This window comes from Streptomyces sp. NPDC014801 (assembly GCF_043082085.1).
Taxonomy (GTDB): Bacteria; Actinomycetota; Actinomycetes; order Streptomycetales; family Streptomycetaceae; genus Streptomyces.
Genome location: NZ_JBIBXG010000007.1, coordinates 294,709 through 309,053, shown reverse-complemented (window position 1 = coordinate 309,053; position 14,345 = coordinate 294,709). Strand labels below are relative to the sequence as shown.

Annotated in this window: 14 protein-coding genes and 1 riboswitch; of the genes, 8 read left to right on the top strand and 6 right to left on the bottom strand. The window is 72.7% G+C overall.

The window, feature by feature from the left end:
* Window positions 1-82 precede the first annotated feature (82 nt).
* Window positions 83-889, top strand: a complete 807-nt coding sequence (locus ACF1AL_RS18965; protein ID WP_391704321.1) for an HAD family hydrolase — start codon at window positions 83-85, stop codon at window positions 887-889.
* Between the two features lie 44 nt (window positions 890-933).
* Here ACF1AL_RS18965 and ACF1AL_RS18960 read toward each other — a convergent pair whose 3' ends face one another.
* Window positions 934-1,428: a transglycosylase SLT domain-containing protein gene (locus tag ACF1AL_RS18960; RefSeq protein ID WP_366838751.1), complete on the bottom strand. Its 495-nt coding sequence runs from the start codon at window positions 1,426-1,428 to the stop codon at window positions 934-936.
* Window positions 1,429-1,433: 5 nt separating this feature from the next.
* Window positions 1,434-1,617: riboswitch (cyclic di-AMP (ydaO/yuaA leader) on the bottom strand.
* A 578-nt stretch (window positions 1,618-2,195) separates the two neighbouring features.
* Here ACF1AL_RS18960 and ACF1AL_RS18955 point away from each other — a divergent pair.
* From ACF1AL_RS18955 to ACF1AL_RS18940, 4 genes are all read left to right on the top strand, one after another.
* A complete protein-coding gene (locus ACF1AL_RS18955; protein WP_366838752.1) occupies window positions 2,196-3,206 on the top strand; it encodes a polyprenyl synthetase family protein in 1,011 nt (336 codons plus the stop codon).
* A 423-nt stretch (window positions 3,207-3,629) separates the two neighbouring features.
* Complete coding sequence (locus tag ACF1AL_RS18950; protein WP_391821083.1) at window positions 3,630-4,940, top strand: outer membrane lipoprotein carrier protein LolA; 1,311 nt, start codon at window positions 3,630-3,632, stop codon at window positions 4,938-4,940.
* 43 nt (window positions 4,941-4,983) lie between these two features.
* Complete coding sequence (locus ACF1AL_RS18945; protein ID WP_391821082.1) at window positions 4,984-5,958, top strand: ABC transporter ATP-binding protein; 975 nt, start codon at window positions 4,984-4,986, stop codon at window positions 5,956-5,958.
* Window positions 5,945-6,826 (top strand): ABC transporter permease, encoded by an 882-nt coding sequence (locus ACF1AL_RS18940; RefSeq protein WP_386912149.1) that lies wholly within the window; start codon window positions 5,945-5,947, stop codon window positions 6,824-6,826. The genes ACF1AL_RS18945 and ACF1AL_RS18940 overlap by 14 nt, the downstream gene beginning before the upstream one ends.
* 40 nt (window positions 6,827-6,866) lie before the next feature.
* Here ACF1AL_RS18940 and ACF1AL_RS18935 read toward each other — a convergent pair whose 3' ends face one another.
* Complete coding sequence (locus tag ACF1AL_RS18935) at window positions 6,867-7,451, bottom strand: flavodoxin family protein (protein WP_391821081.1); 585 nt, start codon at window positions 7,449-7,451, stop codon at window positions 6,867-6,869.
* A gap of 328 nt (window positions 7,452-7,779) precedes the next feature.
* On the opposite strand from ACF1AL_RS18935, the gene ACF1AL_RS18930 reads away from it, so the two are divergent.
* The gene (locus ACF1AL_RS18930; RefSeq protein ID WP_391826567.1) at window positions 7,780-9,273 is read left to right on the top strand and encodes a tetratricopeptide repeat protein; all 1,494 of its coding nucleotides are present in this window, start codon (window positions 7,780-7,782) and stop codon (window positions 9,271-9,273) included.
* 140 nt (window positions 9,274-9,413) lie between these two features.
* Here ACF1AL_RS18930 and ACF1AL_RS18925 read toward each other — a convergent pair whose 3' ends face one another.
* Window positions 9,414-10,361, bottom strand: coding sequence for a M28 family metallopeptidase (locus tag ACF1AL_RS18925; RefSeq protein WP_391821079.1), 948 nt, complete (start codon window positions 10,359-10,361; stop codon window positions 9,414-9,416).
* A gap of 208 nt (window positions 10,362-10,569) precedes the next feature.
* Window positions 10,570-11,037: a VOC family protein gene (locus tag ACF1AL_RS18920; protein ID WP_386418056.1), complete on the bottom strand. Its 468-nt coding sequence runs from the start codon at window positions 11,035-11,037 to the stop codon at window positions 10,570-10,572.
* Between the two features lie 21 nt (window positions 11,038-11,058).
* Between ACF1AL_RS18920 and ACF1AL_RS18915 the strand changes: the two genes are divergently transcribed.
* Window positions 11,059-11,706 (top strand): CGNR zinc finger domain-containing protein, encoded by a 648-nt coding sequence (locus tag ACF1AL_RS18915; RefSeq protein WP_391821078.1) that lies wholly within the window; start codon window positions 11,059-11,061, stop codon window positions 11,704-11,706.
* Between the two features lie 111 nt (window positions 11,707-11,817).
* On the opposite strand, the gene rarD is transcribed toward ACF1AL_RS18915, so the two are convergent.
* Together rarD and ACF1AL_RS18905 are read right to left on the bottom strand one after the other, a co-directional pair.
* Entirely contained in the window at window positions 11,818-12,744 is a 927-nt protein-coding gene (rarD, locus tag ACF1AL_RS18910) for an EamA family transporter RarD (RefSeq protein WP_384204885.1), read from the bottom strand.
* Window positions 12,745-12,958: 214 nt separating this feature from the next.
* Window positions 12,959-13,813, bottom strand: a complete 855-nt coding sequence (locus ACF1AL_RS18905; RefSeq protein WP_391826565.1) for an SDR family oxidoreductase — start codon at window positions 13,811-13,813, stop codon at window positions 12,959-12,961.
* A 103-nt stretch (window positions 13,814-13,916) separates the two neighbouring features.
* Between ACF1AL_RS18905 and ACF1AL_RS18900 the strand changes: the two genes are divergently transcribed.
* Complete coding sequence (locus ACF1AL_RS18900) at window positions 13,917-14,321, top strand: winged helix-turn-helix transcriptional regulator (RefSeq protein ID WP_386418063.1); 405 nt, start codon at window positions 13,917-13,919, stop codon at window positions 14,319-14,321.
* Window positions 14,322-14,345 lie beyond the last annotated feature (24 nt).

Here is a 14,345-nt window from a genome sequence, read left to right as displayed (position 1 = left end):
CACAGCGGCGGGGGGCCCGAAGGGGCCGGGGAGGAGGCGCGGCCGGTGGTGAACGGGGGGCTTCCGGGGTCCGTATTCTCTGATCATGGCCGCCCTCGCATATGCCCTCATCGCCACTGACCTGGACGGAACGCTGCTGCGCGGCGACGACACGCTCTCCGACCGGTCACGGGCCGCGCTCGCGCGGGCGGTGCGGGCCGGCGCCCGGCATCTGGTGGTGACGGGCCGCCCGGCGCCCCGGGTGCGGCCGCTGCTGGAGGACCTGGGTTCCACGGGGCTCGCGGTGTGCGGGCAGGGCGCGCAGGTGTACGACGCGGGGGCGGACCGGCTGCTGTGGTCGGTGACGCTGGACCGGGAGCTGGCCGAGACGGCGCTCGGCAAGATCGAGGCCGAGGTGGGGGAGGTCTACGCCGCGGTCGACCAGGACGGGGTGGACGGGCTGACGCTGATCGAGCCCGGCTACCGGATGCCGCACCCGACGCTGCCGGCGGTGCGGGTCGGGCGGCGCGACGATCTGTGGGGCGAGCCGATCAGCAAGGTGCTGCTGCGCCATCCCGAACTGTCCGACGACGCGCTGGCGGCGACGGCCCGCGCGGTGGTCGGCTCGCTGGCGACGGTGACGATGTCGGGGCCGGGCACGGTGGAGCTGCAGCCGTGCGGGGTCACCAAGGCGACGGGGCTGGCGCTGGCGGCCGACCGTCTCGGGCTGGGCGCGGAGCGGGCGCTGGCATTCGGGGACATGCCGAACGACATCCCGATGTTCGCCTGGGCCGCCCGCGGGGTGGCCATGGCCAACGCCCATCCGGAGCTGAAGGCCGTGGCCGACGAGATCACCTTGTCGAACGAGGACGACGGCATCGCCGTCGTCCTCGAACGACTCTTCAGATGACGGAGGCGGCTCGGCCCCGTCAGGACGCGCTGAGCTCAGCCGGCTCAGTACGCGCTGAACACGTTGTCGATCGAGCCGTAGCGGGCGGCCGCGTAGTTGCAGGCCGCGGTGATGTTGGCGATCGGGTCGTACGGGTCCATGGAGGTGCCGGGCACGTGGTAGGCGAGGAAGGTCGGGTCGATGACCTGCAGCAGGCCCTTGGAGGGGGTGCCGGCGGCCGCGTTGGAGTCCCACAGGTTGATGGCGGCCGGGTTGCCGGAGGACTCGCGGATGATGTTGCGGTAGATCCCGTCGTAGGTGCCGGGGATGCCGCGCTGGGCCATGATGTCCAGCGACTGGCGGATCCAGCCGTCCAGGTTGTTCGGGTAGACCGAGTTGGCGGCGGTGATCACGGTCGCGGTGGAGGCCGGCGTGGCGGCGGAGGCGCTGGTGGCGCCGAAGAGCGGGAGCGCGAGGGCGGCGGCACCCGTGCCGGCGACGGCGAGGGTGCGGACGAGGCGGGACGTGCGGGTGCGGCGGTGCTGACCGGCAGCGGGCATGGCGAAGTTCCTCTCCGGCGCCTGCGAGGTGAGCTGTCGGGTTCGGGCTGGAGATGCCCGGCCGGCCGCGGAAGGCGGCACGGCTTCACCCCGAGCCGGTCCGGGGCGTCGTCGGGGCGACGACGTCCGGTTCGGCGACTTACCTGGGTCCCCCGCTCCTGCCGTACACGGATGAGTTGGTCCGATGGTGGGTGCCGGACGGCGGCAGGATTAGGCGTCCATCCGACAGGCCGGGAAGTTATGCGAGAGCACATGCCGGGAACAAGTACCGGATTCACCTATCGCCCTAGTTGACCTTGGTAGGGGCCGTTTGGGTGTCTTGATCCTTTGCTACTGCCAAGCCTCAACTCGCTTGGGGGAACTGGGGAAGCGAGGGTTCCGGCAGTCGGGGACCGGCGAGGGGTCCGCGTGACCCAATTCACTGGTGTCACAGGCGCAACACATTTGGAACCAAGGTGACCAAGGTGATTCGGCTGATTAATTACGGCAAAACGGGCAGTAGGGTCGTGTTCCGGCGCGATCGGCCGGGCGGCTCGCACAGGGTGGGGGAGTGGTCTCCCGGGTGTGAGCATGGTGGATAACGGTACTTTTCGGCTGATCAGATGTGGTCGATCAACATATCGGGCGTGATCCGATACCGCCTGGCCTGTAACCGTGGGCGCTATCGGTGATCGAAACGTGACCGGATACGCTGACTTGAGTGATGGCAGCGACCTATCGACAAACCGCGTAATCGCCAACCGGCACCAGCAGACAGGAGACCCCTCGTGACCGTCGTCGGGCCGTTCGGGCTGAGCGTGCGGGACCAGGCTCTCGAAGCCGATGTCCAGGCCGGATTGGCGGCTGTCGAGGAAGGGTTGCTCGAGGCCACCAAGAGCGAGGTTCCCTTCATCACGGAGGCCGCGCAGCACCTGGTGCGGGCGGGCGGGAAGCGGTTCCGGCCGCTGCTCGTGATGCTCGCGGCGCAGTTCGGTGATCCGTACGCGCCGGGTGTCGTGCCGTCCGCCGTCGTGGTGGAGCTGACCCACCTCGCGACGCTGTACCACGACGACGTCATGGACGAGGCGGCCGTGCGCCGCGGCGTGCCCAGCGCGAACACCCGGTGGGGCAACTCCGTCGCCGTCCTGACCGGCGACTTCCTCTTCGCCCGGGCCTCGCAGATCCTCGCCGACCTCGGACCGGAGGCGGTCCGGGTCCAGGCTCTCGCGTTCGAGCGGCTGGTCACCGGCCAGATCCTGGAGACCGCGGGCCCGCAGGACGGCCGGGACCCGGTCGACCACTACCTCGAGGTGCTCGGCGGCAAGACGGGGTCGCTGGTCGCGGTCTCGTGCCGGTTCGGCGCGATGATGTCCGGCGCCGACGAGACGGTCGTGGACGTGCTCACCCAGTACGGGGAGCGGCTCGGCGTCGCCTTCCAGCTCGCCGACGACGTACTCGACATCGCCTCCGACTCGCACGAGTCCGGCAAGACGCCGGGCACGGACCTGCGCGAGGGCATCCCGACGCTGCCGGTGCTGCGGCTGCGGGAGCGGGCCGAGCGGCTGGGGCTGCCGGAGGACCGCGCCCTGTGCGAGCTGCTCGACTCCGACCTCAGCGACGACGCGCGGCACGCGGAGGCGCTCGCCGCGCTGCGCGCGCACCCCGCGCTGGAGCAGGCGCGCCGCGACACCGTCCGCTACGCCGAGGAGGCGCGGGCCGCGCTGGCCCCGCTGCGGGAGTGCGACGCCAAGGTGGCCCTGATGGAGCTGTGCGACGCGGTGGTCCACCGGGCGGGCTGACCCGGCCGCCGGCGGATCGCCCCTCGGGCGCCGCACGTGCGTCCCGGCCCTTCCGGTCCGGGACGACTCCGCCACGGAGCCCCGCCATGAACCCCGGCCGGCCCAGGGGGTGTCTCTGGCTGCCGTGCCCTTCGCCCCGCCGTCCCCTTCGCCCCGCCGTACCCCCGCCGCATCCCCCGTGTCCCCCACATCCCCTACGGGTAAGGGGAGCTGACCCCTCGCCATGTCATACCCCAGCAGTACATGGAGTTGACTCCGTGGGGTGACGACCGGCGGCGGCCGATTTGGTCTGATGGGAAGCACGAAAGACACCACTCCTCACCGATTCGGGTGAGAATGGCGGCTTGGGGTGGGGCCCGCCGGGAGCGCACGCCGCGGGTCACGGGACGGACAGCCGCCGCCGACGACGGAGGTAGCGCACAGATGGCACCGTTTGGAACCGAGGACAGGGCGACGGCCGCGGGCGAGCCGGCCGGTCCGCCGCACGGGGGGCGTCGCAAGGTCGCGCGGTACGCCGTGCCCGCGACGGTCGTGGGCGTGGCCGCCGCGACGATCGGGATCGTTCCCGCGCTCGCCAGCTCCGGGGACCCGGACCTGCCGGCGATCAGCGCCCAGCAGCTCATCGAGAAGATCGCGGCGTCGGACGTCCAGCAGTTCTCCGGCACCGTCCGCGTCAACACCGACCTGGGCCTGCCCGACCTCGGCGGGCTCGCCGGCGGTCTGGGCGGCGGCGCGGCCGGGGGCGGCGGTGACGGGTCGTCCGCCGACCCGTCCGCCAAGGTGACCGAACTCGCCACCGGCTCGCACACGTTGCGGGTGGCCGCCGACGGCCCGGACCGGCAGAAGGTCTCCGTGCTGGAGGACGCCGCCGAGTACAGCCTCATTCACCACGGCAAGGACGTCTGGGGCTACGACAGCAAGTCCAACGAGGTCTTCCACACCACCGCGGACGACGCGGGCCGAAGCGCACCGGACAAGGACAAGCAGGGCAAGGACAAGCAGGGCAAGGACGGGCACGGCAAGGGCGAGCGGGGCGCGGAGAACTTCACCGGTACGCCCAAGGACTTCGCCGAGCAGGCCCTCAAGGCCGCCGGCCCCACGACCTCGGTCACCGTGGACGGCACCGCGCAGGTGGCCGGCCGCGACGCCTACAAGCTGGTGATCAAGCCCAAGCAGTCCGGTACCACGGTCGGGGCCATCAGCATCGCCGTGGACGCCAGGACCGGCGTGCCGCTGAAGTTCACCCTGACCCCGAAGAGCGGCGGCGCCGCCGTGGTCGACGTCGGCTTCACGCAGGTGAGCTTCGCCAAGCCGGCGGCCTCCACCTTCGACTTCACCCCGCCCAAGGGCGCCAAGGTGACCGAGGGCGGGGACCGTGCGCACCAGGGCAAGGGGGACGGGCCGCTGAAGGGCGGGCTCCCGGAGCACCTCCTGCCCACGCCGGGCGGTGAGCCGGGCAAGGGACCCGACGGGCTGAAGGTCATCGGCGAGGGCTGGAGCGCGATCGCCGCCTTCGACACCGGCGCCAAGGGCGGCGTGCCGTCCGGCAGCGAGGCCGGCGGTGACCTGGGCGGCTTCCTGGACTCCCTGGGCGACAAGGTTTCCGGCAAGTTCGGCAAGGGCACGGTGTTCTCCACCCGTCTGGTCAACGCCCTGATCACCGACGACGGCAAGGTCTACGTCGGCGCGGTCACCAAGGACGCCCTCGTCGAGGCGGCCGACGCGGGGAAGTGAGCGGGCGGGACACCACCCGCCCGGGGAACGATCGGGGGAGCCGATGGACGACGCGCCCGCCGCACGGGGTGAGCAGGTGCCGGAGGACGAGTACGTCATCCACACCCGCGCCCTCACCAAGCGCTACCGCGGCGGGCAGCTCGCCGTCGACGCCCTGGACCTGAGCGTCCCGGCGGGCAGCGTCTTCGGCTTCCTCGGCCCGAACGGCTCGGGCAAGACCACCACCATCCGCATGCTGATGGGCCTCATCGAGCCGACCTCCGGCACCGCGCGGGTGCTCGGGCAGTTCATGCCCCGGGCGGCCCGCTCGGTGCTGCCGCGGGTCGGCGCGCTGATCGAGGGACCCGCGCTGTACGGCTTCCTCTCCGGCCGCGACAACCTGCTGCGCTACGACGCCGCCGACCCGACGGCCGATCCGCGCACCCGGCGCACCCGCGTCGCCGCGGCGCTGGACCGGGTGGGGCTGACGGCGGCCGCCGGCAAGAAGGCGAAGGCGTACTCGCTGGGGATGAAGCAGCGGCTGGGGCTGGCCGCGGCGCTGCTCCAGCCCCGCCGGCTGCTCGTCCTGGACGAGCCGACCAACGGGCTCGACCCGCAGGGCATGCGGGAGATCCGCGCCCTCGTCCGTGAGCTCGCCTCCGACGGCACGACCGTCTTCCTCTCCTCCCACCTCCTCGACGAGATCGAGCAGGTGTGCACGCACGCCGCCGTGATGGCGCGCGGACGGCTGCTCGTCCAGGGCTCGGTCGCCGAGCTGGCGGCACGGGCGCGCGGACGGCTGGTGGTGACCACGCCGGACGTCTCCGACGCGGCCCGGGTGCTGAAGGAGCAGGGGGTCGGTGACGTCGTCGTGGCGGAGGACCGGGTGACGGGCGAGCCGCCGGAGCGTGAACTGGCCGACGTCAACGCCGCGCTGGTCGCGGCCGGGGTGCGGGTGCGCGGGTTCGGTGTGGAACGGGCCTCGCTGGAGGACGCGTTCGTGGCGCTGACCGGGGAGGGCTTCGATGTCGCAGGCTGACACCACCGCCGGGGCGGTCCGCGCGGTCCGCCCGCTGTGGACCCTCGGTCTCTTCCGCAGCGAGCTGCTGGTCACCCTGCGGCGCTGGCGCACGCTCGCGCTGCTCGGCGTGCTGGCGGCGGTGCCCGTGCTGGTCGGGATCGCCGTGAAGATCGAGACGGGGGACGGCTCGTCGGCGGGGCCGCGGGGCGGGGAGGGACCGGCGTTCATCTCGCAGGTCACCAACAACGGCCTGTTCCTCGTCTTCACGGCACTGGCCGCGACCCTGCCGTTCTTCCTGCCGATGGCGGTCGGGGTGATCGCGGGCGACGCGATCGCCGGCGAGGCGAACGCGGGCACCCTGCGCTATCTCCTCGTCGCCCCGGCCGGCCGTACCCGGCTGCTGCTCGCCAAGTACACGACGACGATGGCCTTCTGTCTGCTCGCCACCCTCGTGGTCGCCGTCTCGGCGCTGCTGGTGGGGGCGTTGCTCTTCCCGCTCGGCGATCTGACGACCATCTCCGGGACACGGATCAGCTTCGCGGAGGGGCTGGGCCGGGCGCTGCTGATCGCCCTGGTCGTCGCCGCGTCGCTGGTCGGGGTGGCGGCGGTGGGACTGTTCGTCTCCACGCTCACCAACAGCGGCATCGCGGCGATGGCGACGACCGTGGGCCTGCTGATCACCGTGCAGATCCTGGACCAGTTCCCCCAGCTGCACGCGATCCAGCCGTATCTCTTCCCCCACTACTGGCTGTCCTTCGCCGACCTGATGCGCGAACCGGTCTACTGGGACGGCCTGGTCAGAAACCTCGGCCTGCAGGGCCTGTACGCCGTGGTGTTCGGCTCGGCGGCCTGGGCCCGCTTCACGGCGAAGGACATCACCGTCTAGAGCCGCACGCGCTCAAGCAACTCGCGGTATGTGCTGTGGCTCACGCGCTCTCGTACGGGAAGCGGGCGAGCGGTGCCTCGCCGGAGAAGAAGGTCTTGGCGCGGGTGAGCGCCGCGTGGTCGCTCAGTACGTCGCCGGGGCGGCTGCCGTTGCCGAGCAGGACGCCGCCGAAGCGCATGCCCATGTAGGCGGCGGAGTTGTTGAGCGTGCCGACGAGCGGTGCGGCGACCTCCTGCTCCTCGTGGGCGAGGGCGGCCACGCCCCACAGGGTGCGCCCGGCCATCCGTTCCTTGAAGTCCAGGCCGGGGGTGCGCAGCCAGCCCGACCAGTGGTCCAGGTAGCGCTTGGTGTGGGCGGAGACCGAGTACCAGTACAGCGGTGAGGCGATCACCAGGTCCGTCGCGGCGAGGGTGGCGTCCAGCAGCAGGGCGGTGTTGCCCTCGGTGGGCCGGACGTGGTCGCTGTCGTGGCGCAGGTCGGTGAAGTCGGGCAGCGGGTGCTCGGCGAGGCTGATCCACTCCTGTTCGACGTCCGCGGGCAACTGCTCGGCGGCTTTGCGGGCCAGCAGTTCGGTGTTGCCGTCGTCGCGGCTGCTGCCCAGCACGAACAGGAAACGGCGGGTCATGGCATCTCCCAGGAAGACGGTGTCGGAGGCGCGGGACGGGTGTACGGCAAGGAGCGCGACAGGCGTCGTACGACGATTACGCGCATCTGCATTTTATGCACACGCATTCAAATTCCGCCAGAAGGCCAGAAGGGGCACCGCGCCGGGCGGGTCCCCGTAACTCGGGACGAGTCTGTGACGCGGTGGTGACCCGCATACCGGGAGTGAGCGGGGAGACTCGACCGTGGGTGTTCGAACGGTCCTTGACCGGGAGCACCATGAGGAAACGCATGTGCCGTCCGCAGGCTCGCCGCCGAGTCCGAGTGACGCATCGGGAGTGAGGGAAGCGATGACTCGACTCAGCCGCGCGCTGAACCCGCGGAAGCGGGACGTGAAGCCGGATGCCGCGCCGCTGGAGGTCCGCGTCACGGCGGGCGGAGCCGGCCGGCCCCAGGATGCCGCCGGCGTGTGGATCGCCGGGGCGCCGGTCCCGGTGGCCCCCGGCCAGGAGGCGCAGGACGCCGTCCTCGCCCACCTGCACCGCCTGGCCCGCGCCGGCGGCCGTTCCGTCCTCGCCACGATCCACGACGAACGCATCGGTTACGTCGTCCCCCTGCGCGTGGACCCGGACGGCTCCAGCCACTTGACGTCGGAGCCGGTACGGAGCGGGGCCGCCGGGGCCGAGGGGCAGCCGCCGGCGACCGCGACGGGGCCCGCGCATGCGCCCGAGCCGGAGCCGGAGCCGCCGGCGGACCGTCGGACGCAGATGCTGCGGCTCGCACCGCAGCCGCCGAACGCGGCGGAATCGGCACCGGCGCACGACGTGCAGAAGCCCCTCAACAACTCCGCGCTCCCGCCGTCACCGGAGGCGCGCCGGAGGGCACCGCGGTGGGCGGCGCCCGAGGCGCAGACGACCGCGCCCGCCCCTGGTGCGGTCGCCGCACCGCTGGGCGTCTTCGGCCCGCCGCCCGAGATGCCCCCGGCCACGGCACGCCCCGCGGCCCCCATAACCGACGGCCCGCAGGCCCCCGGTCCGGCCGCGGGTCCCTACGCCGCCGAGCCGTCGCGACCGGCCCCGGACGCCGTACCGGCCGCGACCGCGGGCGCGAAGGCGACCACGACCACGAGCACCACCGCACCCGCAGCCAAGACCGGCACCAGCACCAGCACCAGCACCAGCACCAGCACCAGCACCGGCGCCGGGACCGATGCCGAGGCCGAGGCCGCCCGTGTGGCCTCCGCCGCCGCGGCGATGGCCGCCGCCGTTGCCGCGGAGAGCGCTGCCGCGGCCGAGTCGCGGCTCACCCCCACGCCCGCCCGAGGGTTCGACGCCATCGCCGAGGCCGTACTGGAGGACGCGCCGATCGCGCAGGGCGGCGACACCTCCGCGCTGCCCGCCGGGAAGGTGGCGCGGGTGAACGAGGCCGTGCGGGCCGGGCGGACGGAGCTGGCGGCGGAACTGGCCGAGGAGACCGCCGCCGAGGCGGAGGCGACGCTGGGGCCCGAGCACCCCGAGGTGCTGGGCCTGCGCGAACTGATCGCCTACATCGCCTACTTGGCGGGAGAGCCGGAGCGTGCCGTCCGGCTCTCCCTCGATCTGGCCCGTGCGCACCGCAGGCGGCGGGACGCGGAGGCGGCCTACGGCACCGTGCGGAGCGCGTACACCGCGTGGCGTGCGGTGCGCGATCCGCGCGAAGGGCTGCGCCTGGGCGGCGAGTTGACCGAGCTGTGGAGCGCGCTCGCCGCGGAGGGCGGTCCCGCCGCCGCCGACGCCGAGCGGCTGCGGTCGGTCCACGCCCGCATGGACCGCCTCGCCGCCCGCGCCGCCGCCGACGCCGGCTGACACCGCCTGCGCCGGCGGACGCCGCCCAGGCCTCCGGACGCCGCCCAGGCCGGCGGACGCCGCCCAGGCCTCCGGACGCCGCCTGCGCCGGCCGGCGAACGGGCGGCGCGAGTGGCATGGGCGTCGCGGGCCAAGACCCGTCACGCCGACAACGTCCACACCGCGTACGCGATGGCGTCGCTGTTGCGGTCCAGGGCCGTGTCGTTGAGGTTGGCCGTGGTGTCGCACGAGGAGTGGTAGCAGCGGTCGAAGGCCTGCCCGGCCGAGCCGCCCCACTTGGCCGCCTGCGCCGCCGTCTTCACGTAGTCGGCGCCGCTGAAGAGGCCGCCCACCGGCACTCCGGCGTTCTTGAAGGGCGCGTGGTCGGAGCGGCCGTCGCCCTCGGTCTCGGGCTCGGTGGCGATGCCGAGACCGGCGTAGTAGTCCTTGAAGGTCTTCTCCAGGGCCGGATCGTCGTCGTAGACGAAGTAGCCGGGGTTCGGCGAGCCGATCATGTCGAAGTTCAGGTAGGCGCTGATCCGGGAGCGTTCGGTGGAGGTCAGTCTGCCGACGTAGTAGCGGGAGCCGACCATGCCCAGTTCCTCCGCGCCCCACCAGGCGAAGCGCAGGTGCTTGGCGGGGTGGTGGCCGGCCCGGGCGACGGCGAGGGCGGTCTCCAGGATGGCGGCGGAGCCGGAGCCGTTGTCGTTGATGCCGGGCCCGGCGGTGACGCTGTCGAGGTGGGCGCCGGTCATGACGACGTGTCCGGTGTCGCCGCCGGGCCAGTCGGCGATCAGGTTGTAGCCGGTGCGGCCGGAGGAGCTGAACTGCTGGATCGTGGTGGTGAACCCGGCCGCGTCCAGCTTGGCCTTCACATAGTCGAGGGAGGCCTTGTAGCCGGCCCGGCCGTGCGCCCGGTTGCCGCCGTTGGCGGTCGCGATGGACTGCAGCTGCGCGAGGTGGGCCTTGACGTTGGCCACGGGGATGTCGGGGGCGGCGGCGACCGTGGGGTGGGCGGGCGCCGCGCCGGCTATGGACCCGGTGGTGAGGAGGGCGGCGCAGGCGACGGCGGCAGCGGCCGTCGCCCGCGCGGAAACGGAGAGGTTCATGTGGGGGGCTCCGAATTCCTGAGGGTGTCCCGAGGAACGGGGTGCCCGATGGTGAAGCTGAGCCTGACGTTCCGTCAAGAGCGCAATCCGGACAGCGCTGTTCGCATACCGGATCATTCACCGGACCCACGCGGAAGCGGCACACGCGCCTCCCGTTCACCTCCCGAAGTGCCGCACGGACGGCGACCCGTGCTCGGTGCACGCAGCATCAGTGCACGCAGAACTCGTTGCCCTCCGGGTCCGCCATCACCACCCACTGGCCGCTGGGCTCCTTCACCTCCCGCAGCACGCTCGCGCCGAGCCCCTTCAGCCGCTCCACCTCGTCCGCGCGCCGCCCCTCGCCCGGGTGCAGGTCGAGGTGGAGCCGGTTCTTGCCGGACTTCGGCTCCGGCACCCGCTGGAACAGCAGCCGCCGCCCGAGTCCGGTCCCGCTGTGCGGGTCGTACGGGTCCTGCGGATGCCGTACGGCGACCAGGTCCCGGAAGGCCGGGCGGCCGTGGAACTCGACGGTGGCCGCCCCCGGCAGCGCACCGGCGGCGAGCAGCTGCTCGATGAGCGCCGCGTTGTCCTCGACCTCGTAGTGCAGCGCGGCGGCCCAGAAGTCGGCCTGCGTGTGCGGGTCGGCGGCGTCGATGACGATTTTGAAATGCACCGGAGCCGGTGCCGTCGTGGTCATGTAACCAGTAATAATGGTTACATGACCGAGCGTGCAACGGAATCGCCGGGATCGCCCGACCGTTCTCCCGGATTGACCCTGTACTCGTACGACGGGCGCTCCTACCGCTTCGACCCCGGAGCGCTGTGCCTGGAGCTGCTCCCGACCGGCGGACCCGGCGCCTTCGCCCGTTACGAGGTGCTGCACACCCCGGCCGACCTGGTCGCCTGGGCGGAGCGCAGCCGCCTCCCGCAGGGGCTGGACCTGCACGTCACGGAGGCGGAGCTGGTCCGGGTCCGGGAGGTGCGCGACGCGCTGTTCCTGCTCACCGCCGACCGCGCGCACGGCCGCCCGCTGGGTCCGGATCTCGTCGAGGTGCTCAACACGGCGGCCGCCGAACCGCCGCTCGTGTCCCGGCTCACCCCGGACGGGACCCGCGCCTGGGCCCCGGGGGCCACCGGCACCGGGCTGCTGTCCACGGTGGCCCGGGACGCGATCGACCTGTTCAGCGGCCCTCACGCGGACCGGGTCCGCGAGTGCGGCGCCCACGACTGCCACCTGCTGTTCGTCGACACCTCGCGCCCGGGCCGCCGCCGCTGGTGCGCGATGGAACACTGCGGCAACCGCGAGAAGGTCCGCGCCCACCGCGCGCGCACCCGCCGCGACGCCGGCGACGGGTCATCGTCGTAACACCGACGAGGCCGACCGCGGGGCATCGCCGTAACGCCGGCGACGCCGACCACCGGGCATCGCCGTAACGCCGGCGACGGGTCATCGCCGTCAGCGCCGCGGACGTCTCCGCTAGGCCTCCACGCGAGGCGCCGCGGGCGTCGTGCCCGCCGCCGGGGGCTCCGGCGCGGGCGACTCGGCCGCCTCGATGAGGGCCGCTCGCAGGTGGGCCGAGCGGCGGGCCGTGCGGAGGCTGTCGGCGGTGAGCAGGATCAGGGCCAGCCAGACGAGGGCGAAGCCGGCCCAGCGCTCGGGCGGCATGGCCTCGTGGAAGTACAGGACGCCGCACAGGAACTGGAAGACCGGGGCGAGGTACTGCAGCAGCCCCAGCGTGGACAGCGGCACGCGGATCGCGGCCGCGCCGAAGCAGACCAGCGGCAGCGCGGTGACGATGCCGGTGGAGGCGAGCAGGGCGGTGTGGCCCGGACCCTCGCTGGTGAACGTCGAGTCGCCGTGCGCCGTCAGCCACAGCAGGTAGCCGAGCGCGGGCAGGAACTGGATCGCGGTCTCGGCGGCCAGCGACTCGACCCCGCCGAGGTTGACCTTCTTCTTCATCAGGCCGTACGTGGCGAAGGAGAAGGCGAGGATCAGGGAGATCCACGGCGGGCGGCCGTAGCCGACGGTCAGCACGAGGACCGAGGCCAGGCCGACGCCGACCGCCGCCCACTGCGCGGGCCGCAGCCGCTCCTTGAGCAGCAGCACGCCCATCGCGATGGTCACGAGCGGGTTGATGAAGTAGCCGAGCGAGGCCTCGACGACATGGCCGCTGTTCACGGCCCAGATGTAGACGCCCCAGTTGATGCTGATGACGGCCGCGGCGACCGCGACGAGCGCCAGCTTGCGGGGCTGCCGCAGCAGCTCGCCGGCCCACCGCCGGCGGCGCAGGACGGCCAGCACCACGGCGACCACGACGAAGGACCACAGCATCCGGTGGGCGAGGACCTCGCCGGCGCCGGCGGGCTCCAGCAGCGGGAAGAACAGCGGGAACAGCCCCCACATGCCGTATGCCGCGAACCCGTTCAGCAGGCCTATCCGCTGCTCACCCTTCGTCCCGCCCACGGGTCCCTCCTTCGCCTGTCGACTCGCGTCCACGAAGGTAACGCCGCGAGCCCCCCGCTGTCATGCCCGTATCGCCATACGGTCATGACAGCCGGAGGCGGCGAGACAAGCGGGGGAGCTGGCGAGACGAGCGGGGGAGGGGGGCGGGGCGTGCTCAGCCCTTCAGGGCCGTCGCGATCGCCTCGGCCAGGGGTGTCGTCGGGCGGCCGGCCAGGCGGGACAGATCGCCCGTGGTGACCTCCAGCTCGCCCTTCTCGATCGAGACGTCCACGCCGGCGAACACCGCGGCGAGCGGCTCGGGCAGCCCGGCGCCGGTCAGGATCGAGGTGAGGGCCTCCGGGGTGACCGCGTTGTAGGTGATGTCCCGGCCGGTCTGCCGGCTCAGCTCGGCCGCGTACTCGGCGAAGCTCCACGCGGTGTCGCCGCCCAGCTCGTACGTCCGGTTCTCGTGCCCCTCGCCGGTCAGCACCGCGACCGCGGCGGCCGCGTAGTCGGCGCGGGAGGCGGAGGACACACGGCCCTCGCCGGCCGCGGCGACGACGGCGTCGTGCTCCAGGACGGGGGCGAGGTTCTCCGTGTAGTTCTCGTGGTACCAGCCGTTGCGCAGCAGCACGTAGGGCAGGCCGGAGGCCAGCAGGGCCTCCTCGGTGACCCGGTGGTCGTCGGCGAGCGCGGCGGTGAGGCTGCCCGGGGCGCTGGTGTAGGCGAGCAGGGCGACACCGGCGGCCTTGGCGGCGTCGATGACGACCTGGTGCTGGGCGGGCCGGCCCTTGTCGAACTCGTTGCCGGAGATCAGCAGCACCTTGTCGCCGGCCGCGAACAGGCCGTCGAAGGTCTCGGGTGCGTTGTAGTCGGCGACCGCGAGGCGTACGCCGCGCTCGGCGAGGTCGGCGCCCTTCTCCGGGGTGCGTACGACGGCGGTGACCTGGTCGGCGGGCACCTTCTCCAGCAGCTGCTCCACGACGTGGCGGCCGAGCTTTCCGGTGGCTCCGGTGACGACGATGCTCATGATCTGCGATCTCCTCGGGGGGTGTCCGTTCCGTTTCTCCGACACCCACCATACGGAGAGCGCTAACCAATCGAAAGTACCCACTTTGAAGTAAGGTACTGGCATGGCAGTAAGCAAGGTGGATTCCGGGGCCGAGGCGCTGTGCCCCTACCGGCTCGTCCTGGAGCACGTCACCAGCCGCTGGGGCGTGCTCGTGCTGATCGCGCTGCTGGAACGCTCGTACCGGTTCAGCGAGCTGCGCCGCGAGATCGGCCGCGTCGGCCGGGAGGTGAGCGAGAAGATGCTCACCCAGACCCTGCAGACCCTGGAACGCGACGGCCTCGTCCACCGCGAGGCCCGGCCGGTCATCCCGCCGCGCGTCGACTACTCCCTCACCGGGCTGGGCCGCGAGGCCGCCGAGCAGGTGCGCGCCCTGGCCGCGTGGACCGAACGGCGCATGCCCGACGTGGAGCGCGCTCGCGCCGCATACGACGAGGCCCGGGACGTCTCGTCGTCCCGGGCCTCGTGAGCGTGCGGCGAACGCGCCGCCGCC

Excerpts from the sequence above, each read along its gene's own strand:
- ACF1AL_RS18960 (WP_366838751.1), bottom strand. The coding sequence starts at position 1,428 with ATGCCCGCTGCCGGTCAGCACCGCCGCACCCGCACGTCCCGCCTCGTC.
- ACF1AL_RS18950 (WP_391821083.1), top strand. The coding sequence starts at position 3,630 with ATGGCACCGTTTGGAACCGAGGACAGGGCGACGGCCGCGGGCGAGCCG.
- ACF1AL_RS18945 (WP_391821082.1), top strand. The coding sequence starts at position 4,984 with ATGGACGACGCGCCCGCCGCACGGGGTGAGCAGGTGCCGGAGGACGAG.
- ACF1AL_RS18940 (WP_386912149.1), top strand. The coding sequence starts at position 5,945 with ATGTCGCAGGCTGACACCACCGCCGGGGCGGTCCGCGCGGTCCGCCCG.
- ACF1AL_RS18935 (WP_391821081.1), bottom strand. The coding sequence starts at position 7,451 with ATGACCCGCCGTTTCCTGTTCGTGCTGGGCAGCAGCCGCGACGACGGC.
- ACF1AL_RS18930 (WP_391826567.1), top strand. The coding sequence starts at position 7,780 with ATGACTCGACTCAGCCGCGCGCTGAACCCGCGGAAGCGGGACGTGAAG.
- ACF1AL_RS18925 (WP_391821079.1), bottom strand. The coding sequence starts at position 10,361 with ATGAACCTCTCCGTTTCCGCGCGGGCGACGGCCGCTGCCGCCGTCGCC.
- ACF1AL_RS18920 (WP_386418056.1), bottom strand. The coding sequence starts at position 11,037 with ATGACCACGACGGCACCGGCTCCGGTGCATTTCAAAATCGTCATCGAC.
- ACF1AL_RS18915 (WP_391821078.1), top strand. The coding sequence starts at position 11,059 with ATGACCGAGCGTGCAACGGAATCGCCGGGATCGCCCGACCGTTCTCCC.
- rarD (WP_384204885.1), bottom strand. The coding sequence starts at position 12,744 with ATGTGGGGGCTGTTCCCGCTGTTCTTCCCGCTGCTGGAGCCCGCCGGC.
- ACF1AL_RS18905 (WP_391826565.1), bottom strand. The coding sequence starts at position 13,813 with ATGAGCATCGTCGTCACCGGAGCCACCGGAAAGCTCGGCCGCCACGTC.
- ACF1AL_RS18900 (WP_386418063.1), top strand. The coding sequence starts at position 13,917 with ATGGCAGTAAGCAAGGTGGATTCCGGGGCCGAGGCGCTGTGCCCCTAC.